Raw genomic sequence first — 23,542 nt, 5'->3', positions numbered from 1 at the left:
ACAGCCCTCAACTTTGGCTCAAAGTTTTTTGTTGATTCATTGTATTATAAAAAGCTTTTTCGATTTAGAATCAATTTCAACTGATATGAACCGTCGTGACTTCCTCAAAAACACCAGTCTTCTTAGCCTTGCCGGCGGTGCCGGTGCGGCATCGCTATTACTCAGTTCTTGCGAATCAAGCGTAACAAGCAATGATAAAGTACTAGAAACCGATCTTGCATTTTTAACCGAGGCTGTTGAAATGGAAGGTGTTGCCGTTAAAACCTATGATGCAGCCGCAAGCTCAGGATTGATTACTGATACGTCGTTGCTTTCGGTGGCAGTGCTTTATCGCGATCATCATTATTCTCATTTTCAAGAGTTAAATGCTTTGCGACGCCGCTTAGGTTTTGCATCATACGACATAAATATTGCACTCCCTGATGCACGAGTTAGCGGCTTAACCAATCAAACCAGTGTACTCACTTTAGCAAGAGATTTGGAGCTCCAAGCAGCAGAAGCATACTTCCGTTGGGTCACTGGAGAGCTAAACATTCCCGAAGTTCGCAGGTTCTTTGCCAATACTTATCCGATTGAAACTGCACACTTTATTGTCTTAAAGGGTGTTTTAAGCGGTGATATTCCCGGTTCTATCGACTCCTCCCAATTGGAGTTTCTAAAAAGATCATAGTTTTTAAGGGCATTTTACTAAGGTGATAAAGTCCAAATGATGAAAGCTGAATCGATTGATGCTCACACTGAAGAAGAATGGGAATCGCGCGCTGAGGAAGCCGCCGGATTCATTCTTCGAAAGATAGGCGCATTTCGGCCGCGAACCGCTGTGGTGCTTGGTTCAGGGTTAGGTAGCTTCGGTGAAAGAATTTCTCCTTATGCCTCAATTGAGTTTTCCGAAATTCCTCACTATCCTTTGCCGGGCGTGGCAGGGCATCAAGGAAAAATGATTTTCGGAACCGTAAGCGAAGCCGGGCGAGAAAATCAAGTGGTGCTCTTCAAAGGTCGCTCACATCTCTACGAAGGCAAGCATCCCGAAGAAGTCCTTTTCTACCTCAGGCTGCTTTCAAAACTTAAAACATCAAATCTCATTCTCACGAATGCAGCAGGCGGCGTAAACCCCGAGTTTGAAGCGGGCGAGCTTTGCCTCATCACCGATTTTCTGAACCTTCAATTGCCCTATCTATTTCGCTTTGGAAGAAAGTGGCAAGGGACGAAAAAACCGTTGATTCCTTTCGATGACGCATTGATGAAATTGGCGATAAAAACCGCTCTTGAAAAATCCATTCGCCTGAGAACAGGCGTTTATGCAGGGCTTTTAGGCCCTTCGTATGAAACCCCCGCCGAGATTCGCACGCTTGGGCGAATGGGCGCGGATTTGGTAGGAATGTCCACGGTGCTTGAAGCAACGGTAGCGGCGGAGCGAGGATTGAAAGTCTTGGGGATTTCGCTTGTAACCAATAAAGGTGCGGGGCTTTCTCTCGAAAAACTTTCTCACGAAGATGTTCAGCATGTTGCAGAAGCGGCAAAGGAGCGATTTTCAAGCATACTTTTCGGTATATTAGCGGCTGTTTAATTAATCGCTGGTACTGAAGCACGCTCAGTACGCGCACATTCGGATTATACGTATTAATGCAGCCCGAACCTGCGCACAAAATGATTGCTGCTACGCCACTTCTTGTGTTTTTCTTTTATTGTTTTTTTCTTTGCGCATTTGCGCTCCCCTTTGCTTTAAGCCCAAACAAATTTTTCCCAATAAAGCACTCGCCTCCAAGGCAATTCGGAATCAAATCACGTGCAATCGGAAGATCCAAATCGGTGATACGCGCAGTTTGGTTGGGGTATCTACTCGTCATGCAAAGTGCCGTTGAACCCATTCTAGCGCAGCCTTTTACCCACGATGCCGCCTCGTGGTCGAGCGGACTCGCTATTGTGCGGTTCAAAGAGACGCCGCTTTCATTCAACGGGTTTGTTCAAGTGCGATTTATTCAAAACAGCACGCAATTTCAGACCACCGTTTTTAGTGGGCTTTTGAATTATCGCATTTCACCTGATTTTTCTGCAGGCTTAGGCTATACCGCGCTCACCCCAATCAACAATCGTATTCTTGAAATTGCATTCCTGCAAGGCCTTTGGGAAGTAAAATTGGGGCAAGTGGCTATTCCAATTCGAGCAAGGGCGGAGTGGCGGTGGTATGTGGGCGTGAACAACTTTGATGATTTGCCACCGGGCTCGTGGCGATTTCGACTCCGTGCCGATGCTGTTGTTCCGATCTCAGAGTCATTGAGCGGAGTGGTCAATAATGAATATTTCTTCATCCCCGAAACCCAATTCTTCAATCAAAACCGCTTTCAAATCGGGCCCCGAATCATCTTTTCCCCCTCGGTTTCACTCGACGTGCTCTATCAAAACAGAATCATTGGTTCAATCCCGAATGCAGCAAATCGAATGGAACATACCTTCCTTACAATGCTAATTTTCAAGCTTGATTTCAATTACTTTGAGCGCGAGTCGAATTCATCAACGACGACCAAAACGAATTGAATAAAGCGAGCGGTGTGCTTTACTTGCGGATGACACAAGCTGTGTGTAGGGTGAATCAAGTACATCAATAAACCCGATGTTGTAATTCTCTCCGTCCGTTCGCCCCGTCAAGGCTTGATCTGCATATTGAAACCAATGACATCCAACCAATTGAGGTTCCTTTGAAACGGAGGCCACAAACGCTTCATAGGCTAAAGCACGCGCAGCGGTGGAGTGTTTATTCACCAACCCACCCGAAAGACCGCGATCTTCCGCGCCAAAATGAAATTCACCAATGATAATCGGTTTAGTTAAGGTCTTATTGGTTTGGGCAGCTCTGAACACCTTAATCCGCTTCCAAGAAGTGAGCGAATCCGCATAAACATTAAAACTAACCACATCGCACAGTTCATTTGATGCTTGAATCAATTCAGGCGTGAAAGTGGCAAAACGGCAACCGAGATACAAGTGGTTTGAATCAACTCGTTGAAGGGCTTGGCGAACCGTTGAAAAATAAGCTCGTGCAAAAATCAAGGTCAGATGAGAGAAATCGGATGTTGCTTCCGCGGTTAATTCAGCGGGGAAACTTAAGTTCTCCCAAGAAGCTGGACGAGAAGAGAGTCGCCACGAATTGGTAAGCGCCTCTATAGAGCCGTTGTAACGCGCTTTAAGAGAATCTATCAATACTTGGCGTGAAACCGATGTGGAAGAAAAGATTTGCTTGATTAAATAAAATGAATTTGAACCATCGGGCGTGATATCCCACGGCAGTTCATTATCAATAAAGTAACCTAAGATCATCGGGTCATTTCGCAAATCGTTTCCGGTAAGGTTTTTCCCATTTGCACGCGCAATTTCATTTTGAAATACCCGTAACGCGTGCTCTGCAAAAGCTGGATGAAAAACGTCGGGCATAAAATAATCCGGACGAATTGACGGGGCACCGATATAACTATAAAGGGTTATCACATAAGGAAGTTTTCGTGAAGGCAGAACATATTGCTCTCCCTTTCTTTCTCTTAGCGAGCGCGCGGCTGATTGCGGGGTAAAATCGTTTGACCAGTTTCCAACTGTATTAAAACCCCACGAGCGCAAGCGCCTATAAGCGATATCGGGAAGAATTCGGTAAAGGTCTCTCGGATTTTGTGGTGAATATTTGAGAAGACAATTCTGCCAGTAGTAATTCACCATTGAACTGCCAACACCCGGGAAATATCCAAGATCAGGGATTTCTTTGGTCAGTCCTTCACTTTTTTCGGGTATGGTTTGGTGAAATCGAGCAAATGATGCTGCTTTTCGTGAAGAAGCCGTTTCACTCTTATCGGGAGATGGCAATTGATATTCAACTTCATAACTTCCGCTATGGGTCGTCAAAAGCCCCATTCCCAAAGAAAAAAATGGGTTTGTGGTGTTGCTTCGAGAAGGTGCCATAAACCACCACTTTTCGTTTGCCATTCCCACACGAAAGAACCCCGCTTTTCCAATGACATTCGAAAATGTTAGTGATTTTCGCCAAGCGCCTATTGCATTTTGCTCCGGTTGCGTCGCTTTAGACAATGCCTTGGATTCTTTCTGTCGCTCACGAGTAAGAAACTGGGCTGCTTGTGATCTATTTGAATTTGAAGGGAGCTTGCCTTCCCAATTTCCATACGCAAACTGACCGTAAGCATCGATTATCCCTCGGAAGAGGGAATCAGAATTAAAGAAAAAGACACGTTGAACTTGCAGCGTATCGAAGGAAGGATTCTTAACCGATAGCAGCAAAAGAGAAATGGAACTCTCTTCAAATCCTTGAGGTGAAAGAACATTCCACACCGGTAAAGCCCCACCCAATGGAGGATAGCCCTTCAAGCGTTTCGGAGAATCATTTGCATAAGCCGAAGGGAAATACAAATGAATGCGGGATTGCTTTTGAGGCGGCAGACGAACCCAGCCCGAAAGCCTCGTGGATTGATCGAATGGCTTTGAATCGAGCCCAAGAAAAATAAAAACTTCACGGTGCATCGGGTTAAAGATATCAATGCCTACGGCAGTTTCTCGAGCATCGGCAAATGATTTAAGAGCAAGAGAAGGTTCAAAGTGAAATCGCGCCTCGCCCCACGCTTCTCCTTGATGTTGGGGTGGCAATTGATAAACAAAAGTGAGTGCAGAATCTGAAACGGCTTCGGCACGGACAAACGAATTCGTTGATACTTTAGCCATTACCATTTCACCCTTTTCAAGCTTTACAGTATGGTGTAGAGGAGATTGTGCTGATTCCTGAGCAATGATTGGAATACAAAAACTCATTGCTATTGAGAGAACCACGCACATCATCAACGCGCGATGACTCGACCTTGAAATGGAAATCAATCCATAAAACTGATGGGTGCTTGTATTGAAGGTGATCATTGATGTGCCACGAACCAGAAGTATTGTGAAAGGTGATTTGTTTGTGAAGTGCTCTACGTAAAAACCCGTAGTAAATGATGCAGCATAAAATTACGCATTTTTGCCGATGGATTTGCACGTAACAAAGGGTGTAACTTTGTGTAAGAAATTTATCAAAAAAGAGAACAAAAGGTCATACAAACTTTGGAGGTACAAATGAAAAAGAAAATAATTTCAATCCTGATAATCGTAATGTCGTTCATCACCTTGCCGTATGGCTCGGTGGCGCAAACTGTAAATGAAAAGCTTGAAAAGTTCGCTTCGATTCGAATTGAAAACGGCCAATTGGTAACATCCGATGTAGAATTGCTTTTCCCCGAATTTATTCAAACCCAAAAGCTTCGCTTGAACGGCGGTAACCCGAAATCGGCTGCGGTATTTCAAACGGTAAATTCAATTGCGCATGAAGCGCTCGCAGCGGATTTGGTATTCACCGTACAAATCGCAAAGCCAAGAGCGAAAACAAACACCTTGCTTTCGTCTATCGTGAGTGAAAAGGCAGGCATCAAAGCCGCGTTAGTTGAAAAAATTCAAATGGTTCAAAGCAAAGGTTCGGCAAAATCGGCAGTGGTGATGAAAGAAATGAAATCATCTTCAACGGTACTTGTTGCGTCAATGGAAGAGTTTGAATCTGCTTATCCGAATTTGGTTTCGAATAAGGTTTCACTTGTTTCTGAGTCTAAACTTACCCCTTCAATGAAGGAATCAAAAGGCTTAAACTATGAACAGATTTCGATAACCCTCATTCGCGAATTGAAGGAGTCGAGTGAAACGCCGGTTGCCGGAAGATAAATACGGAGTTGTTCTTTGTGCTGTTGTTGCATAGCGGAAACAGTGTGTGGTTTTCGCTTTGTTGGTAGAGACACGCATCGGGTGAAAGCTCGGTGCGTGATTTTTTTAAAGACGGCTTGTGAAGAGATTCATTTTGAATTGACGGGTTAAAATGTATTTTTGTTGCCCGATATTAACGGAAGGCATTTTTGCCGTTATAATGTCAGGAAAGAACATTGAACATTCCATTAACTGAGAGACAACGCCGTTTTATTCAACGGCAAAACTGATTTATGGCCATTGATACCGGTGCCCTGTCCCAAATATACTGCCCTTCTCTATTGCCAATAAAGGCGAATCGAATTTCATTCCAATTTTCCATCTCAACTACTTCCAATTTCGGAGCGATAACCGAACCGGGAGTCATATTTCACAATTTGTTCGCAACTAATTTAAGGAGAACCAAATGAGCACACCATTAGCCACGGCGGTCTATAAAGAGCCTGCGCCGATTAAAGACAAAGACAATCCTTTTGAATCGATGATGGAGCGGTTTAACATCGCCTCCAAAATTCTTCAGCTTGAAGATGGGGTATATGAATTTCTGAAAACCCCGGCGAAGCAAGTGATTGTCTCTATTCCAATTCAAATGGATGACGGGCGAATCGAAATCTTTGAAGGGATTCGCGTGATTCATAACGATATTCTTGGCCCTGCAAAAGGCGGTATTCGTTATGCTCCTGATGTTACAATTGACGAAGTGAAAGCGCTTGCCGCGTGGATGACGTGGAAATGTGCTGTTCTTAATCTTCCCTTTGGTGGCGCAAAAGGAGCCGTTCGGTGCGACCCGACAAAACTTTCAAAAGTAGAACTCGAAAAAATCACGCGCCGCTACACCGCCAATCTCTTTCATATTTTTGGGCCTGATAAGGACATTCCCGCGCCCGATATGAATACCAACGAGCAAACAATGGCGTGGATTATGGATACCTATTCAATGCACGCACAGCATACCGTTACAGGCGTTGTCACAGGAAAGCCGCTCATCTTAGGCGGCTCGCTCGGCAGAAAGGAAGCCACCGGCCGCGGCGTGATGATTTGTACGCTTTCTGCAATGGATAAATTGGGGATGTCGCCGTCGAATTCTACGGCCGTTGTCCAAGGCTTTGGAAATGTTGGCTCTATTTCCGCCAAATTGCTTTACGAGCAAGGCCTGAAAGTGGTTGGCATTAGTGATGTGACCGGAGGGTACTACAATCCGAAAGGATTCAATATTCCAAAGTGCATTGAGTATGCACAAAACAACAAAGGCTTGCTCACCGGCTTACCTGAGTGCGATAAAGTGACTAATGAAGAGCTTTTGGAATTAAATTGCGATGTCCTCGTCCCGGCTGCTAAAGAAGATCAGATAACGATACGAAACGCCGGCAAACTTCAATGCCGCTTGATTGTAGAAGGCGCGAATGGACCAATGACCGCCGATGCCGAACCGATTGTTTGGGAGCGCAATATCCGTGTGGTGCCCGATATCTTGGCCAATGCGGGTGGGGTAACGGTTTCGTATTTCGAGTGGGTGCAAGACCGGCAAGGGTATTTCTGGTCACTTGAACGGGTTAACCGTCGCTTAGAACGTGCAATGCGCGCTTCTTTTGAAGCCGTTTATGAAACTGCGATTCAACACAAAACCACGCTAAGAATCGGGGCGTATATTTTGGCAATCGATAAAGTTGCCAAAACCTTAAAATTACGAGGAATTTACGGTTAAAATCGAATTTCAGTAGTTGATTTATGATAGAGATTACCTTTTTACCGTTTAGGGTGTCTAAAAATCGGAATAAAGGTAATTAATTTGATGAAAAAGTAAGGTCAGAGTTATTACAAATTGTAATGAAAGGAGATCGTTCTTGATATAATTCGGTGAAAAGGAAACGGATATAGGGCAAAACTGTGAATTTAAGGGTATAGACAAGTTTTTTTTATCTTTGGCACGCTATTTGCAAAATCATACATCAGTTAAACTATCTAATCGATAGTGATCTTTGTGTTTTGTTTTGGGTGATGAGGAAAAGGTCGGCTTCGTGCCGGCCTTTTTTGTTTTAAAAAAAATATGATGTGTAATCCTTCGCGCTCCAAAGTGAGGTGATTGAGCCTGCCACTGCACTGAGCCTCTCGAAGTGCACTCTTCACGAAACTATGGCTTCGACAAGCTCAACCCCCTCAATTTGGTTTTTGCGGAAAGTCTGAGATTTCTCACTGCGAGCCTGCCGATCATCTTTAATCCTCGAAATGACATTTTTTAGTTTTATCTCCGTGTCCTTTGCGTTCTTGCTTAGTGAACTTTGTGTTTGTAATTCCAAAACACAGGGTTCTTTGAGAAAAGCCACAAAGAACACAACACATTAATTGTGCATTCGCGTCATTGCGAAAACAAAAGGAAAGTTAGATATCGGACACTCGTTCAGAAATTGCCTAATAATACACCAAGAACACAACGCACACTTTCAGATGATGGAAAAACTGTAAATTCAAAACCAATTGAACCGCATTTTTGAATCCAAACGAAGTACCAATGACCCGTATTATCCGCGATGAATCCACCACCAGCTCCTACTGGGCAGCTGTCAATACACTCGCCTGCTTGCCCGATGTCCATATCATTGCCGATGCACCAATCGGATGTTATAATTTAGCGGGCGTGGCTGTCATTGATTACACCGACGCCATTCCATATCTCCGCAACCTTTCGCCTACCGACCTGACCGAAAAAGCCATTTCAAGTAGCGGTACTACAGGAATTACCAAAGACACAATCGAAAAGCTCTTGGGTACCGGAAAAAAACTCATTGTGATGTCCACCGCCGAAAGCGAAATGGTGGGTGCCGACCACACCCAAATGCTCGCCGCGCATTACCCCGAAATCCATTTCTTCAGCTCAAATTCATTGCTTGAAGATGAATGGCAAGGGCGTGACCGTGTGCTGCAATGGTGCTTCGAGCATTACGACGATGGTGCACCTGTTGTCATCAAACCGAAAACGGTCAGTATCATTGGCCCCACTTACGGCTGTTTTAACTCGCCTTCCGACCTCGCCGAAATCAAACGACTTGTTCAAGGCGTGGGAGGCCAACTTGAATGTGTTTTCCCAATGGAATCTAAGATGACCGATCTATCGAAGCTCAAACACAGTGATGTGGTGGTGGTGATGTATCGCGAGTTTGGTGCAGCCTTGGCGAAAAAACTACAACGCCCGGTGCTTTACGCGCCATTTGGGCTCAAAGAAACCGAGCAATTTATCAAAGACCTTGGCGCACTGCTTCATACCGAATCGGAAGCGCAGGCGTTTTTGAAACGCGAAAAAGAAACGACACTGAAAATTATTTGGGATTTGTGGCGAGGCCCGCAATCGGAATGGTTCCCTACAGTTCAATTTGCCGTTTGTGCCGGCGAAACCTACGCCGTTGGGCTGAAAAAATTTCTCGAAGGGGAATTGGGAATGACCTGCATCTTTTCCGAAGTAACCGCCAAAGCCGATAACAGCGAAATTCGCCGCCGCATTCAACAAAAGCCGCCGCAAATTCTCTTTGGCCGAATGCCCGATAAAATCTACCTCGCTGAAGTGGCAGCAAAAACATTCTTCATTCCGGCCGGATTCCCGCTTCCCATCGTGCGCCGTGCCTTAGGAACACCGTTTATGGGATTTTCAGGAGCGGTATATTTGGTTCAAGAAATCGTGAATATGCTCTACGATACCCTCTTTCAATTTTTGCCGATGCACAAAGCCTCCTTTTCAACGGAAGCAAAACTGCATTGGACACCCGAAGCAAAAGCACAGCTCGAAGAGCGGACACGCAAAGCCCCGTTTATCTCTCAAATCTCCTTTAGCCGCGAGCTTAAGCAACGCGTCGAAGATGCTGCACTGAAGAAAGGCTTAAGCGAAATTACGTCTGATTTCTTTGCAACAGTTCAATAGCGCCACAGAGTAATGAAGACGCTGCTTTGTTTACACGGAATCTTTGACAGGCCATCCGTTTTTGACGCGTTCAAAATAGCGTTTGAATCAAAAGGATTTCAAGTGATAGTCCCGAACCTCCATTTACGATGGGGATTTACACGAATTGAAACAGCCGCAGAAACATTCAAGAAAACGATTTCTTCCCTTACGCTTGAAGCAAAAAATGAAATCGTGCTCGTAGGATTTAGTATGGGTGGAATCATTGCTCGGTACTATTTGCAAGAAATGAACGGCTTGGCAGATTTGAAAGAGAAAGCAAAGTTTGAATCCTTCATCACCATTTCTTCACCGCATCACGGAAGCCTTTTGGGGTATGGCTCGCCCGGGCGAGGCGGATTCAGCCTTCGGCCATCAAGCCCGCTTCTTAGGCAGCTCAAAGAAAGTGAATCAAAATTAAGCGGGCTGCGGATTCTTTCGCTTTACACCCCGCACGACTTGATGATTCTCCCCGCCTCAAGCTCAATATGGAAACTTGCAACGAATATCGAAGTCGAGGAAAAAACCCACGCGGCAATGCTAAAGTCGGAACGCGTCTTCGACGAAATTGAGAAGTGGATTGAATTTGAAGGAAAGATAGAATCATAAAAACATGAAATTAACCTATAAAAATTACACCGGAATTGCTTCATTAGACAGTGAAGAGGGCTTCTATCACGGAGAGGTCATCGGGATAAAAGATGTCATCACTTTTCAAGGAGAAACTGTTTTAGAAGCAATGAAATCGTTTCAAGAATCGATTGAAGATTAACTCGACTTTTGCCACACTCGTGGAGAAGAACCCGAAGTTAATTTTTAGTAAATCATCGAAAAGCAACAAACCCCATTGTAGCACGTTCAATTTTCAAAACATGTATTTATGTTTTGAAAAAAAACGGGCGATTTGCTCGCCCGTTCATCTCTCTCAACTCTTATTCCCACTGTTTCATTACTGCCCATATCGCTTTTTATATTTTTCATAGAGCCGCGTGTGTTTGCTTGTGAGCTCAACGCGTTTGCCTTGGATAAAGGCCATTTCAACTTGCGAAAGAATTTCAAGCGGGTCGCCTGAGCTTAGAAAAAGCGTCGCGTCTTTTCCAACTTCTAAAGAACCCACACGGTCATCAATACCAAGTACTTTCGCGCTAGAAAGCGTAATGGCTTTAAGCGCTTCGGCTTTTGGCAATCCGTAAGCAGCGGCAGTGCCCGCATTATAAGGCAGATTTCGCTCTTGCTCACCGGAGCCGTTATCGGCAATGCAGAAATTAACGCCAAGGTCGTAGAGCTTTTTGGGCAATGAATAAAGAGCATCGTAGGCGTCGGAGCGGTTTGAGGGAAGGCGATGAATTTTGGTGACTACGACCGGAATTTTTTTGGCATTCAAAAGCGGAGCCAATTTCCAAGCATCATAACCGCCAATAATCACCGCACGAAGCTTTTCACGTTCTGCAAAAGCGACCGCAGCTTCAATTTGAGATTCTTCATCCGCAAAAAAGTGAACAGGAATCTTGCGCTCAATCGCCCCGCGCATTGCTTCCCATCGAACATCGGTTTCGTGAAAAGTGCCGCTTGTTGATTCCGCATCTTTGGCTTTGAGATACGCACGCGCATCGGCAAAGGCTTTAGCCAATTCTTTGAGATTGCGATCGCGGGTTTTGATTTGCTCTTCGCGAGACTGTCGGAAAAAGCCGCCGGAAGAAGGCGTTATTCTTGGAAAGTTGATGGCAAGTGCAAGCGGGGCACGAAGCGTCATTTCCTCCCAAGTCCACCCGTCCAATTCAATCGCTGCGGCTGTGCCTGTAATCAATCCGCCGCGAGGATAGATGCACGAAATCAAAACACCATTCGCCCGTGTTGTCGGTATCAATTGGCTTTCTGCATTAACCGCAACTTCCGCGCGGATATTCGGATTAAGCAGACCGGTTTCGTTAAGATCGACCGTCATATCCACTGCGCCAATTTCTTGCAAACCCACAGAAGAAAACGCATTGATTAGTGCTGGGTAAACATGCTTGCCTTTTGCATCGATTCGCTCGGCATCTTGAGGAATGGAAACAGATGTTCCGATTGCTTTAATCTTTCCATTCTCGAAAAGAAGGGTTGCATTGGGAATATCGTCGCCGGAAACCGGATGAACCGTAGCCCCAATAATGGCAATCGGTTTTGATTGCTTTGGCGAAGGCACTTCTTGTGAAATGGCATTGAGTGATAAAAGCATCAAACCGCCCAAAGCAAAAAGTTTTGTAAGCCTTGAAATATTTTGTGATTGCATAAGCAGTGTTTGAATGATTATCGATTTCATCTTACTCTCCTCCGGCAGTTTCTTTATAAAGCAAGGCGGAGTCGTGGCATTGACAGTTGTACATATCTTTTATGGTGAAGTGCCTTGGGCGTCGTGGCGGTGCACCGGCAGAGGGAGTGGCAGCTTCTTTTGCTTCCGAAAGCAGGCGTTGAATCAGCGCGGTTCGCTTGGCTTGAAGCTCTTGGTTCATTGTGCGGTCGAGCGCGCGGTCGAAATACTTCCGCCCATCAATCCACGTTTGTTCGCAATGTGTGTAAGTGGAAAGTGGGTTTCCGCTCCAAATCACAAAATCAGCATCTTTGCCCGCTTCAAGCGAGCCAACGCGGTTATCGATACGAAGCTGTTTGGCAGGATTGAGCGTCACAAACTTCAGTGCTTCTTCTTCCGAAACGCCGCCATACTTCACCGCCTTTGCGGCTTCGGTATTCATTCGTCGCGCAAGCTCATCGCTATCGGAATTAAATGAAACCGTTACCCCGGCATTGTGCATAATTGCGCCGGCAAAAGGAATGGCATCATACACTTCAAACTTATACGCCCACCAATCGCTAAAAGCCGAAGCCCCTGCACCGTGCCGTGCAAGTTCCGAAGCGGCTTTATAGCCTTCAAGCACATGTTGAAACGTTCCGATTTGAAATCCGAAATCATCAGCCACGCGAATCAGCATAATGATTTCATCTTGTTTGTAGGAGTGGGAATGAATCAAGCGTTTCTTATTGAGAATCTCGACAATCGCATCAAGTTCTAAATCGCGGCGAGGCATCACCTTCGATTTCCCGCTGGTGAATTCCTTCCACTTGCGTTCATAATCTTGTGCTGCCTTGAATTCATCGCGAATGAGTTGCTCAATGCCTTGGCGTGTAAAAGGATAACGGGTATTGCCGCCTGCGCCTTGTGCATTCACACGTTTCGGGTTTTCGCCGAGTGCAAACTTTATTCCTGAGATGGCGCCTTCAAATTTCATTTCTTCAGGCAAAGCACCCCAACGCAGTTTAATCACTTGATTTTGCCCGCCAATGGCATTGGCAGAGCCGTGCAAGAGATTCGCTGCGGTTAATCCACCCGCAAGTTCACGGTAAATACCGATGTCGTCGGAATCAACCACATCACCAACACGAACCTCAGCCGTAATTGCTTGTCCCACTTCATTCACGCCGCCGGCAATCGCTGTATGCGAATGGCAATCAATCAGCCCCGGTGTGATATGCTTTCCTGTAGCATCAATAACCACGGCATTTTGCGGCACTTTTAAATTTTTTCCAACCTGAATGATTTTCCCTGCTTGAACGAGCATATCGGCATTTTCAAGTTTACCTTGTTTGCCGCTTGTCCATATCGTGGCATTCTTAATAAAAAGCACCGAAGGTAGTTCCGGTTGCTTGGGAACACCAAATTCACCTTGTGGATATAGAAGCGTGAATGAGGGCAAGGGCGCGCTTGGCTTTTTCTTTGAAGTATCGGGCTTTGCTGTAAAAGCGGTCTTTAATATCGCTGCCCACGAGGCGTGCTCGCCTGAAGCAAGGGTTGCGGTTCCGAATAACCCGCCTTCGCTGAGTACCGCAGTGAATTGATGTGTTCCGGGTAGCCCGAGCGAATCACCATTGAAAAAGAAAAGTAGTCTGCCGCCGGAGAGCTGAACCGTGGCGGATTCTCTTTTTGAACCCACAGAAATACTTGCTTTTGGAGCGGTGCTCTCGCCGGTGACATCGAGCGAAAGTTTAGCGAGTGAAGTGTTGGATGAAGAGAGACTCCAAAGTCCGCGGAAGTCAACGGGTGATTCTTCTTTAATCACATATTCATTGCCATCAATCCAAGTGGCAAGAACTTTTGTCTTTTCAGAAAACAAAGCTCCATCGGTGATTGAAAACGACGCGTGTTTCCCTGCTTCAAGCGAGCCAAGTTTTGAATCGACACCAAAAAGTTTTGCGGGAATTGTGGTAAAGGCAGCGAGCGCGGCATCGTCGCTAAGTCCGTGATCAAGTGCTTTGCGAACTTGCGGGAATAGCTGTGCGGGGTCTCGAAGTCCGTATCCACTCAGTGAAAAAGAGATACCCGCATCCAAAAGTCGCTTCGGGTTCGAGGCTGCCAATGCCCAATGCTCGAGATCGGCGAAGCTCACTTGATTGGCTTCTGCTGCCGATTGCACCTCAGGTGCAGAGGGAAAGTTGACAGATAGCACAAGAGGAATCGCGGTTTTCTTTACTTCCGAAAGCCTTCGGTATTCATAGCCGCTGCCCAGTGCCCAAAGCTTTAGACCAAATTCTTTGGCTAACACTGCTGCGCGGAAGAGCGAAAGTTCATCGGTGGTTTCTACCATTGTCGGCATTTTACCACTCACCGCGGGGCTTAGCGCATCCAACTCCGAAATAAACTCCGGTCGCTGTGAAACGGGAATTCCCTTTGCAGGCACCTTTAACGCCTCTTGATGCCACTTGGCATCATAAAAAGTTTGCCGAAGAAGCGCAATAACACCCATCAATGAATTTGGATATCCACGCGAAAAGAAATCAACATCCAAACTGAAATGTTGCGCCACCGAGCGTTCGATAACCAACGCATTCGGCGAATCATCGCCCAACGAAAAGAGCGCGCTTTCACCCTTTAAGATTCCGCGTTTCGGAACCGAAAGTGTGGCAGTAAAACCCATTGCTCGGTATTTCTGCGCCCACGCGGAGTCTTGCTTAAACTGTTCAAGCGCTTTGGTGGATGAAAAGACTTTATCGCTCCAATATTTAGTGCCGCGAACCTCTGCTTGAGGGCCTCTCGGCGGCTCCGGCATACCGTAGGAGGAGTAAGATTCAATGAGACCGGGATAAATCATTTTCCCCGAAAGGTCAATCACCATCGCATCGCTCGGTATTTTAACCGCAGCTCCAACGGCTTCAATAACCCCTTCACGAATAAGTAATGTGCCTTTGTCAATCACTCTGCCCGGGGCTTGCACAATTCTTGCATTCGTGAATGCCACCACCCGTGGTGTGTTTTGGCGTAAGCCATTCGCCGGTGAAAATCGCTCTTGTGCCATTGTTTGGAACAATGCGACGTTCAATAAAGTGAGTAATCCAACATAACCGGAAAATAATCTCCGAAAAGAGAAACGCATAAGATGCTCCTATGATGGTACTGAATTAAAAAAAACTTGCGGCAGGTGCCGTAATGATGTGTAAAAAGAAAGAAGAAGAAATGTAATTCACCTGTATGAAAAACAGGTTACAGATAAGATAAACAAGTTCAATTAAAGTTGAATCATTTGATTTTTTTATCAAATACGATTCAAATAATTATTCATGATTGCACGAATGATTGAGTTCCAGAAAAGAAAATTGAATTTGGATAAACAAAAAAAGCGACCCGAAGGCCGCTTTGACAACCAAGAGATGATTAGTCATTCCGGTTGTTGTAGTCGCGCCGGTCATAATGAAACCGACGGTTGTGCCGTTCGTGATCGAAGGGATTATCACCTTTGTAATAGTTTTCGGTCAAAAAGAGAATCACGGCTATAAAACCAAGAACCGCGAATAAAACCCATACCACCATCGACATACATCCTCCACTTCATTTTAAGAGTCACATTCTATTATCTTCCCACACTTATACGAACAATGAATTCAGAGGCTTCATTTCAAAAATTAATTATGAAGATTAGACTTGGTCTTAATGAGTTTTTCAAAACGCTCCTGCTTTGGAGTGTGTGTACTTCAATTCACCAACTGTCGTCGCTTGTGGCTCAAGATCGCATAACGGGGAAAAGCTTTGCAACACGCTCTGAGGTGATTGCGCAAAACGGAATGGTTTGTACCAGTCAGCCGCTTGCCACGCAAATCGGGCTTCAAGTCTTAAAAGATGGCGGCTCGGCCATTGATGCCGCAATTGCTGCAAATGCGGCTTTAGGACTAATGGAACCCACGGGCTGCGGCATCGGCGGCGATCTCTTCGCGATTGTGTGGGATGCCAAAACCAAAAAGCTCTATGGCCTCAATGCAAGTGGCCGCTCGCCGTATTCTCTTTCGCTTCAATACTTTAAGGAAAAGGGATTGAAGCATATTCCGGCGACAGGGCCGCTTCCGGTAAGCGTTCCGGGCTGTGTGGATGGTTGGTTTGAGCTGCACAAAAAATTCGGCAAGCTGCCAATGAAAACCATTCTTGCGCCGGCGATTCGCTATGCGAAAGAAGGCTTTCCCGTTTCAGAGCTTATTGCCTATTACTTGGAGCGAAATGTGGCATCTCTTTCTCAGTTTCCAAATGTGAAAGAAACGTGGGCACCCGGCGGGGCAACACCCAAAAAGGGAGACATTTTCCGAAATCCGAATCTTGCATCAACGCTTGAAAAAATAGCGCAAGGCGGGCGCGATGCCTTCTACAAAGGCGAAATCGCAAAAGTCATTGATGCGTTTATGAAAAAACAAGGCGGGTTTCTCAGTTATCAAGACTTGGCCGAGCATACTTCCGAGTGGGTTGAACCCGTTAGTACAAACTACCGCGGCTACGACATTTGGGAACTTCCGCCGAATAGCCAAGGTATTGCAGCACTGCAAATGCTCAATCTTTTGGAAGAGTATAATGTCTCCGGTTACGGGTTTGGAAGCAAAGAACATATTCATCTGTTTACCGAAGCCAAAAAAGTTGCATTTGAAGATCGCGCAAAGCTTTATGCCGACCCCGCCTTCGCGCAAATTCCCGTCAAAGAATTGATTTCAAAACCTTACGCGGCAGAGCGCAGAAAACTCATTTCAATGAACCGCGCATTACGAAAAGTCGATCACGGCAATCCCGTTCTTAAACAAGGCGGAACCATTTATTTAACCGTGGCCGATAAAGATGGCACAATGATTTCTTTCATTCAAAGCAATTACCGTGGAATGGGCTCGGGAATGGCTCCCGATGGGCTTGGCTTTATGCTGCAAGACCGAGGTGAAATGTTTTCTCTCACCGAAGGCGAAGCCAATACCTTTGCCCCTCACAAGAGGCCATTTCAAACCATTATTCCCGCATTTATCACCAAAGACGGCGAGCCTTATATGAGTTTTGGGGTGATGGGCGGCGAATTTCAACCGCTTGGGCATGTGCAGATTGTGATGAATCATATCGACTTTGGAATGAACATTCAAGAAGCCGGTGATGCCCCGCGTATCGCGCACGAAGGATCCTCCGAACCTACGGGCGAAGTGATGACCGACGGCGGAACATTGTATCTCGAAACCGGATTCCCGCACGAAACTATTCGTGAACTGCTCAAACTTGGTCACCGCATTGGCTATAGCCTCAGCGGTTATGGCGGCTATCAAGGCATTCGATATGACAAGAAAAATCGCGTCTATTATGGCGCATCGGAATCGCGCAAAGACGGTCAAGCCGCGGGGTATTAATTAAGGTGGTTATTCCGGCAGTTAAAAGCACTTGTCAAGCACGCAGCAGAATCCTGTATGCACCAAAACGAGGTGGCCACGGCTTGTCGAAACCAACGTGTCGCATCCTAAAATCTGAAGCAGTCATCCCGCTTGTCCGGAATCCTGCACGCCCTTCACTTTGTCATTTCGAGACTTTATAATGCTCGTCAAGCTCGCCGCGAGAAATCTCCGACCCTCCGCACGCACAAAACACTGTCTGAATCAGGATTTTCAGGATTCAAGGATTAACAGGATTAATCCACCAAAACGAGGTGGTTGAGCCTGTCGAAACCAACGTGTCGCATCCTAAAATCTGAAGCAGTCATTCCGGCTTGTCCGGAATCCTGCACGCCCTTCACTTTGTCATTTCGAGCGCCGCGAGAAATCTCCGATTCTCCGCACGCCAGAGATTTCTCACTCCGCTATGCACCGTTCGAAATGACATTACTTTTTTTGGTCATACCGTCTTGTCCTGAATCTGTGAGCCTATCATTTGAGGTGGCCACGGCCTGCGCCGTACTGATCCCGTCGATGATTTTTTGTTATTCTAAGTGGTGATTGAAAGGCAATGGAAAGAGACTAAAGTGTGTAATTGGTTTTCAAACCGTCCTGAATCCCGCACTCCTCTTATTTCAATCAGAAAAACAACAAAAAACTCTAATTTTAGGTTATTTTTAACAATTACTTCCTTATTAATCTTTGCACATGAAAACAGGGCGGCAGGTGCAAAATGAACATTTTTCCCGCTCCCAAAAAAATATTTCATGAAAAAAATATACTCTCTTTTGATGCTCTGCATCCTATGCGGAGCAAGCTTAACACAAGCGCAAACCGTGAACCAAAACCTTTGGGTAACCAATGGACAGGTAAATGCGACAGTCGTTGTAGGCAATACAGCCTATATCGGAGGTTCTTTTACTGAAGTCGGCGCTGCGTCAGGACAAGGAGTGGTTTTGGATACAATCATAGGCAACCGAGATGCAGCGTTTCCAAAAGTCGCTGGTTCTGTTAATGCAGTGGTTTCTGACGGCAACGGAGGTTGGATTATTGGCGGTGACTTTAATGCTGTTGGCGGACTAACTCGCAATGGACTAGCCCGCATTAAATCCGATAAAAATGTAGACACGATGTGGAATCCGAATGTGAATGGCCCTTTATATGCATTATTAACTTCGGGAAACACGATATATGCAGGTGGTGCTTTTAGTATGGTTAATGGCAATGTAATGCGAAATAATTTGGCAGCATTCAACCTTACAACAGGCACGGCGTCATCTTGGAATCCTAATGCAAACGGTTGGGTTAATGGGCTTGTAGTCTCGGGAAATACAATCTTTGTTGGAGGTAATTTCAACGTGGTCAATGGTAGTATTGGACGAAACTACTTGGCAGCGTTTGACATCACCACTGGCACCGCAACCTCGTGGAATCCGAATGTGAATGGCGGTGTCAATGTACTGGCCGTCTCAGGTAGCACGGTTTATGCGGGCGGTGCTTTCACAATGGTCAATGGCAGCACGACGCGGAACAACTTGGCCTCGTTTGACATCACCACTGGTAACGCCACCGAGTGGAACCCAAATGTGAATAGCAGTGTCAGGACTTTGGCGGTCTCAGGTAGCACGATTTATGCAGGTGGATCTTTCACTTCGGTCAATGGTAACATAGTGCGCAATCGTTTGGCGGCTTTCAATAGCACCAATGGCACCACAAGAGCGTGGAATCCAAATGTTGGTGGCTTTTCTTTTACATTAGTAAATACTCTTGCTGTATCGGGTGGCACGGTCTATGCGGGCGGGGATTTCACTTTTGTCAATGGCAGCTCAACCCGAAACCGATTAGCCGCGTTTGACCTCACGACTGGTATAGTAACAGCTTGGAACCCAAATGCAAATGGCGATGTATACCTTTGGCGGCATCAAATAGCACTATATTTGCTGGAGGAATGTTCACTACTGTAAATGGAGGAACTCCTCGAAATAACTTGGCAGCATTCAATTCAAGTACCGGAACTATTACAAGTTGGGATCCGGATGTTAATGATGCTGTTCATGCAATTTCATTTACTGACAATATTATTTATGCAGGAAGATTGTTTAACAGAGTTTCTGGAAGTATTTCTTGTAACCGTTTAGCTGCATTCAATCTTTCAAATGGAAATCCAATTAGTTGCAATCCAAATCCAAATAACTTTGTTTATGCACTTGCAGTTTCTGGGAATACTGTTTATGCAGGTGGTCGATTTTCAGTTGTTTATGGCAACCTTGCACGCAACCGATTAGCAGCATTTGATATTACAACAGGAATACCAACAACTTGGAATCCAAATGTGAACGGTGATGTCTATTCTTTAGCAATATCGGAAAATACAGTTTTTGTAGGTGGCGTATTCGATACGGTTAATGGAAATATCCCACGAAAAGGAATAGCAGCGTTTGACCGATCTACCGGATCGGTAGTTGAATGGAATCCAAATGTGAACGGTACAATCAATGCTTTGGCGGTTTCGAACAGTACGGTTTATGCTGGCGGCTCTTTCACTTTGGTAAATGGGAGCACAGCGCGTAACTATTTGGCTGCAATTGATATAAGTAACGGCTCCACATCGGCGTGGAATCCGAATCCGAATGGAGTAGTCCGTTCGTTGTTTATCTCAGGAAGCACTTTGTTTGTAGGGGGAGCATTCACTAGGATTGGAAATCAACCGCAAGCAAACTTCGCTGGTATTAGCACCAGTGTTTTATCCGCAAAAGAACCTGATGTGCCGCAGCGCCTTCAGTTTGCGCTTAATCAAAACTATCCGAATCCATTTAACCCCGCCACAACGATTCAATACCGTGTCCCCAATCGGAGCAATATTGAATTGGAATTATTTGATGTGTTAGGAAGAAGGGTTGCGGTTTTATATCAAGGCGTAAAAGAAACAGGAACACACTCGGTCGTATTTAGAGCGACTGGAATTTCAAGTGGCGTTTACTTTTACAGGCTGAAATCGTCAACTGGATTTATCGAAAAAAAAAAGATGATACTGGTCAAGTAGATTCTTAATTCATTATTTGAGAGTATTTACAGGGCGCAGGTGTAAGGCATGCGCCCTTTGTGTTACCAGCAGATTTTTTGAGTGCAGAGAGTCGGAGATTTCTCGCCGCGAGTTTGCCAAGCAACCATAATCCTTGAAATGACATTGTTTGGTTTTATCTCCGCGTCCTTTGTGCCTGTAATTCCAAAACACAGAGGTCACAGAGAATTAACACAAAGAGCGAAAAGAATGATTGCGCCTTCGCGGCTTTGCGTGAAACAGTAGCCTCTTTGCAGTGGTTTCGACAGGTTCAACCACCTCACTTTGTGGCGTGCTGAAAATCGGAGATTTCTCGCAGCGCGCTTGACGAGCTCAGTAATGCCTCGATATGACTCCTTCAAAAAAACCAAGTCGCGGGGTATTAAACTTCTAACACTTTCTTAATCAACAAGGGATTTTCTCTCGATTATCTTTATGAAAAAAAGATGAATCGAAGAAAATTTCTTTCAACACTTACCGGTGTAGCGTCACTCATTGGTGCTGGGTCGTTGCCCGTGATTTCTGGATGTCAAGAATCTGTGGTGTCGAATTCAAAGCCACTTTCTCCCATCAATGTGAAAGCAAGCGGTCGCTTGGATAGTGTTTTACTTACTTGGGGAATTTCTGAAACTGCATTTCCAAACCGGGATGCAGAAGGAAAAGGGAAGTTTAGAATTTATCGCACGGCGATTCCTTCATCGCCTTATGTGTTTTTGGCTGAAGTAGATTTTTCTCAACGCTCATATACAGATGCAAATCTAAAGAAAGGGGAGCCGGCGTTTTACAAAGTTTCTGTTATTGATGAAAATGGAAATGAATCCGATTTATCAAGAGAATCAAACGAGGCGCGGCTTTCAATTCAAGTTGAACCCAATGAACTCCCAACCCTATCAATGGCAATTTATTTTAATTACGATGGAATCCGTGTCAATGGCGAGTTGGAACGCTCGGATGTAACGCTCTCTCGAACAGCATTGGGTTTCATTGCAATGTCTCGCTTTTGCACGCACGCCGGATGTAGCAATATGGTGTTTCAAAATCAAGAATGGACTTGCCGATGTCACGGGTCGAAATTCAGTGCAACCGGTGAAGTGCTTGCTTCACCGGCGCAAACCAAATTAACACGGTTCAAAACTGAATTGTTGGCCAATGGTTCCTTGGTCGTCAATTTTACGGATGCAATGTGAAAGCAATCGCCACTTACCGAATACTTGGGATTGAATGAGGCCTTGAACGCATTGCTGTGGTATCAGTTAAAGTTCTCATAAATGCAACAATTGCCTTTGATTCCGAAGCGGAGAGTTTCAAGGAATCTGTTGGAAGGGTTTGATTCGGCAAATCAATTCCTATGCCATAACCTCCTCCAACATTATAAAACCTTACTACTTCATCCAATGTTTTATACACCCCATTATGCATGTAAGGTGCTGTTAGTGCAATGTTACGAAGAGTAGGGGTTTTGAACATATAACGGTTAAGGTCAATGCCGTTTGTGGCCATTTTACCTTCATCGGGATCGATATGAGCTTTCACCCAAAGGGCTTTTTCCGGCACGCCGATAACCTCAGCTTCGGTTTCTGTAAAGGTTGGCGGAACGGTTCCGTTAAATAAAGGAATGAAGTGACAGGTCGCGCACTTTGCTTTACCGGCAAAAAGATTGAATCCTTTTTGTTCGGTAGAATCCATAGCCAATCGGTTTCCTCGCACATACTGATCAAATCGAGATTGAAATGAATTCAGCGATCGCATATACATCGCAATCGATTTCGAAATCATTTCAGGGGTAATGGTTTGAGAAGAATCAAATGCAGCGCGGAAAAGCAATTGATACTGAGGAACTTGATTGAGTTTGCGCGCGACTTCCTCCAATGAACTGTTCATTTCCGCTTGGCTGTGAACCACATACTTTACGCGGTCTTCAAGATAAAGCGTGCGTTGATCGTACGATGAACTTGATTGAAACCCCGAGTTAATCACCGTGGGTGTGTTGCGTAAAAGGGTCGTGTTTCCTTGAAGCGGCTTCGCGCGTGCAAGCCCATCGGTAAATGCTTTGTCAGGGTTGTGGCATGAGCCGCAGCTTCGTTCATTCTCACGAGAAAGGCGAGTATCGTGAAAAAGCATGTAGCCCAATTCAACCTGTAACGGATTGAGCGATGCCGTGTATTCAGGCGCAAAGGGCAGTGATGAAAGCGCGTTCTCTGAAAAAATTGTTTTCGCCTTTGGGTCAAAAGGCCTGTAAGCAGTGAGAATAGGAATCTTCAAATTTTCTTGAAGCAATAGGATTTCTTCTGAAATAGGATTGGCATGAGAAAGGATAAATTCCAATCGATTGAAATCGTCGAATCCGATTTCGGTGTGTAACATTGAAATTGCCGCTGCAACTTTATCCATAACACGCAGTGCCGATGCGTGATGCTCGGGGTTTCCGTACTCATTGAGAGTAGCTTTAATTCCTTCAAGTGAGTATGCCGCTTCTCTTAATGAGTGTTGAGCAATCGGCGAATCAAATCCGGTAATGCCTAAAGTGATGATGCGTGCAATTTCAAGACGCATTGCATCAAACACCCGGTCGTCGGTTAAAGGCTTTTTCAGAACGAGATTATCCAATCGTTTGCATGCTTTAATCAAAAACCCAACATGCTCTCGCACTTCTTCTTTATCCTTGAGATCGAAAGAGGGAAATAGTTTTTCCTCCAAAACTTGAAATCCTGTTGGTGGTTCAATCTTAAATTCTTCTCCAACGGTTTCAAGGGCAGGGCCATTCATTTCTTCTGAGGTGGCAGGTGCATAATACTCCGTCAGAAACTCCATTCTCTTATAATGCTTCCGCGCTCGAGCGAATCCGTCTTGAATGTTTGATTGCGTTGGGGAGGAGTTGAGTGATGCGTTAAAAATTAGTGAATCCAAGTGTTTTAGTGAAGTAACCAAAGAATCCAATTCTTGCTGATAAATCGGTTTGATTTTTTTATCGGCAAAGGACATTGGCTCTTCCTTTTGAGAGGGCGTTGAACAAGCGGCAATTAAAATGAGTGCAGCCGTTGCGGTAAGAGTAAGCCGTGAGAAACAAGTCGTATTTTTCATGAAGGTTGTAT

At 45.3% G+C, this 23,542-nt stretch carries 19 protein-coding genes; 12 read left to right on the top strand and 7 right to left on the bottom strand.

Annotated elements, in window-relative coordinates; genetic code table 11:
• The first annotated feature begins 85 nt into the window (after positions 1 to 85).
• The 3 genes from SFU91_04750 to SFU91_04740 are packed head-to-tail and all read left to right on the top strand — an operon-like array spanning position 86 to position 2,535.
• Positions 86 to 670 carry a ferritin-like domain-containing protein gene (locus SFU91_04750; protein ID MDX2128326.1) on the top strand — a complete coding sequence of 195 codons (585 nt, stop codon included), beginning with the start codon at positions 86 to 88 and terminating at the stop codon, positions 668 to 670.
• Positions 671 to 706: 36 nt separating this feature from the next.
• On the top strand, positions 707 to 1,567 hold the full coding sequence (locus SFU91_04745; protein ID MDX2128325.1) for a purine-nucleoside phosphorylase: 861 nt from the start codon (positions 707 to 709) through the stop codon (positions 1,565 to 1,567).
• A 56-nt stretch (positions 1,568 to 1,623) separates the two neighbouring features.
• On the top strand, positions 1,624 to 2,535 hold the full coding sequence (locus tag SFU91_04740; protein ID MDX2128324.1) for a DUF2490 domain-containing protein: 912 nt from the start codon (positions 1,624 to 1,626) through the stop codon (positions 2,533 to 2,535).
• On the opposite strand, the gene SFU91_04735 is transcribed toward SFU91_04740, so the two are convergent.
• A complete protein-coding gene (locus SFU91_04735; GenBank protein ID MDX2128323.1) occupies positions 2,512 to 4,905 on the bottom strand; it encodes a hypothetical protein in 2,394 nt (797 codons plus the stop codon). The genes SFU91_04740 and SFU91_04735 overlap by 24 nt on opposite strands.
• 195 nt (positions 4,906 to 5,100) lie before the next feature.
• Here SFU91_04735 and SFU91_04730 point away from each other — a divergent pair, with 195 nt between their 5' ends.
• Positions 5,101 to 5,736 carry a hypothetical protein gene (locus SFU91_04730; protein MDX2128322.1) on the top strand — a complete coding sequence of 212 codons (636 nt, stop codon included), beginning with the start codon at positions 5,101 to 5,103 and terminating at the stop codon, positions 5,734 to 5,736.
• Positions 5,737 to 5,989: 253 nt separating this feature from the next.
• On the opposite strand, the gene SFU91_04725 is transcribed toward SFU91_04730, so the two are convergent.
• Positions 5,990 to 6,142 carry a hypothetical protein gene (locus SFU91_04725; GenBank protein MDX2128321.1) on the bottom strand — a complete coding sequence of 51 codons (153 nt, stop codon included), beginning with the start codon at positions 6,140 to 6,142 and terminating at the stop codon, positions 5,990 to 5,992.
• A 39-nt stretch (positions 6,143 to 6,181) separates the two neighbouring features.
• Here SFU91_04725 and SFU91_04720 point away from each other — a divergent pair, with 39 nt between their 5' ends.
• The 4 genes from SFU91_04720 to SFU91_04705 all read left to right on the top strand — a co-directional run bounded on the left by SFU91_04720 (position 6,182) and on the right by SFU91_04705 (position 10,475).
• A complete protein-coding gene (locus tag SFU91_04720; protein ID MDX2128320.1) occupies positions 6,182 to 7,480 on the top strand; it encodes a Glu/Leu/Phe/Val dehydrogenase in 1,299 nt (432 codons plus the stop codon).
• Positions 7,481 to 8,284: 804 nt separating this feature from the next.
• Positions 8,285 to 9,685 (top strand): chlorophyllide a reductase subunit Z, encoded by a 1,401-nt coding sequence (bchZ, locus tag SFU91_04715; protein ID MDX2128319.1) that lies wholly within the window; start codon positions 8,285 to 8,287, stop codon positions 9,683 to 9,685.
• Positions 9,686 to 9,697: 12 nt separating this feature from the next.
• On the top strand, positions 9,698 to 10,312 hold the full coding sequence (locus tag SFU91_04710; protein MDX2128318.1) for a hypothetical protein: 615 nt from the start codon (positions 9,698 to 9,700) through the stop codon (positions 10,310 to 10,312).
• A 4-nt stretch (positions 10,313 to 10,316) separates the two neighbouring features.
• The gene (locus tag SFU91_04705) at positions 10,317 to 10,475 is read left to right on the top strand and encodes a hypothetical protein (protein MDX2128317.1); all 159 of its coding nucleotides are present in this window, start codon (positions 10,317 to 10,319) and stop codon (positions 10,473 to 10,475) included.
• 177 nt (positions 10,476 to 10,652) lie between these two features.
• On the opposite strand, the gene SFU91_04700 is transcribed toward SFU91_04705, so the two are convergent.
• The 3 genes from SFU91_04700 to SFU91_04690 form a co-directional block, all read right to left on the bottom strand.
• Positions 10,653 to 12,005, bottom strand: coding sequence for an amidohydrolase family protein (locus SFU91_04700; GenBank protein ID MDX2128316.1), 1,353 nt, complete (start codon positions 12,003 to 12,005; stop codon positions 10,653 to 10,655).
• A gap of 1 nt (position 12,006) precedes the next feature.
• Positions 12,007 to 15,108, bottom strand: coding sequence for an amidohydrolase family protein (locus tag SFU91_04695; GenBank protein MDX2128315.1), 3,102 nt, complete (start codon positions 15,106 to 15,108; stop codon positions 12,007 to 12,009).
• Between the two features lie 278 nt (positions 15,109 to 15,386).
• Positions 15,387 to 15,548 carry a hypothetical protein gene (locus SFU91_04690; GenBank protein ID MDX2128314.1) on the bottom strand — a complete coding sequence of 54 codons (162 nt, stop codon included), beginning with the start codon at positions 15,546 to 15,548 and terminating at the stop codon, positions 15,387 to 15,389.
• A 92-nt stretch (positions 15,549 to 15,640) separates the two neighbouring features.
• Between SFU91_04690 and ggt the strand changes: the two genes are divergently transcribed.
• From ggt to SFU91_04675, 3 genes are all read left to right on the top strand, one after another.
• Complete coding sequence (gene ggt / locus SFU91_04685; protein ID MDX2128313.1) at positions 15,641 to 17,371, top strand: gamma-glutamyltransferase; 1,731 nt, start codon at positions 15,641 to 15,643, stop codon at positions 17,369 to 17,371.
• Between the two features lie 785 nt (positions 17,372 to 18,156).
• Positions 18,157 to 19,353: a hypothetical protein gene (locus SFU91_04680; protein ID MDX2128312.1), complete on the top strand. Its 1,197-nt coding sequence runs from the start codon at positions 18,157 to 18,159 to the stop codon at positions 19,351 to 19,353.
• Positions 19,338 to 20,432: a T9SS type A sorting domain-containing protein gene (locus tag SFU91_04675; protein MDX2128311.1), complete on the top strand. Its 1,095-nt coding sequence runs from the start codon at positions 19,338 to 19,340 to the stop codon at positions 20,430 to 20,432. Before SFU91_04680 ends, SFU91_04675 begins: the two co-directional genes overlap by 16 nt.
• A 4-nt stretch (positions 20,433 to 20,436) precedes the next feature.
• Here SFU91_04675 and SFU91_04670 read toward each other — a convergent pair whose 3' ends face one another.
• Positions 20,437 to 20,577 (bottom strand): hypothetical protein, encoded by a 141-nt coding sequence (locus SFU91_04670; protein MDX2128310.1) that lies wholly within the window; start codon positions 20,575 to 20,577, stop codon positions 20,437 to 20,439.
• Positions 20,578 to 20,896: 319 nt separating this feature from the next.
• On the opposite strand from SFU91_04670, the gene SFU91_04665 reads away from it, so the two are divergent.
• On the top strand, positions 20,897 to 21,637 hold the full coding sequence (locus SFU91_04665; GenBank protein ID MDX2128309.1) for a Rieske 2Fe-2S domain-containing protein: 741 nt from the start codon (positions 20,897 to 20,899) through the stop codon (positions 21,635 to 21,637).
• A 13-nt stretch (positions 21,638 to 21,650) separates the two neighbouring features.
• On the opposite strand, the gene SFU91_04660 is transcribed toward SFU91_04665, so the two are convergent.
• A complete protein-coding gene (locus SFU91_04660) occupies positions 21,651 to 23,531 on the bottom strand; it encodes a cytochrome c peroxidase (GenBank protein MDX2128308.1) in 1,881 nt (626 codons plus the stop codon).
• Positions 23,532 to 23,542 lie beyond the last annotated feature (11 nt).

It is taken from the genome of Chloroherpetonaceae bacterium (assembly GCA_033763895.1).
Lineage (GTDB): Bacteria > Bacteroidota > Chlorobiia > Chlorobiales > Thermochlorobacteraceae > JANRJQ01.
This window is presented reverse-complemented; position numbering and strand designations above follow the sequence as displayed.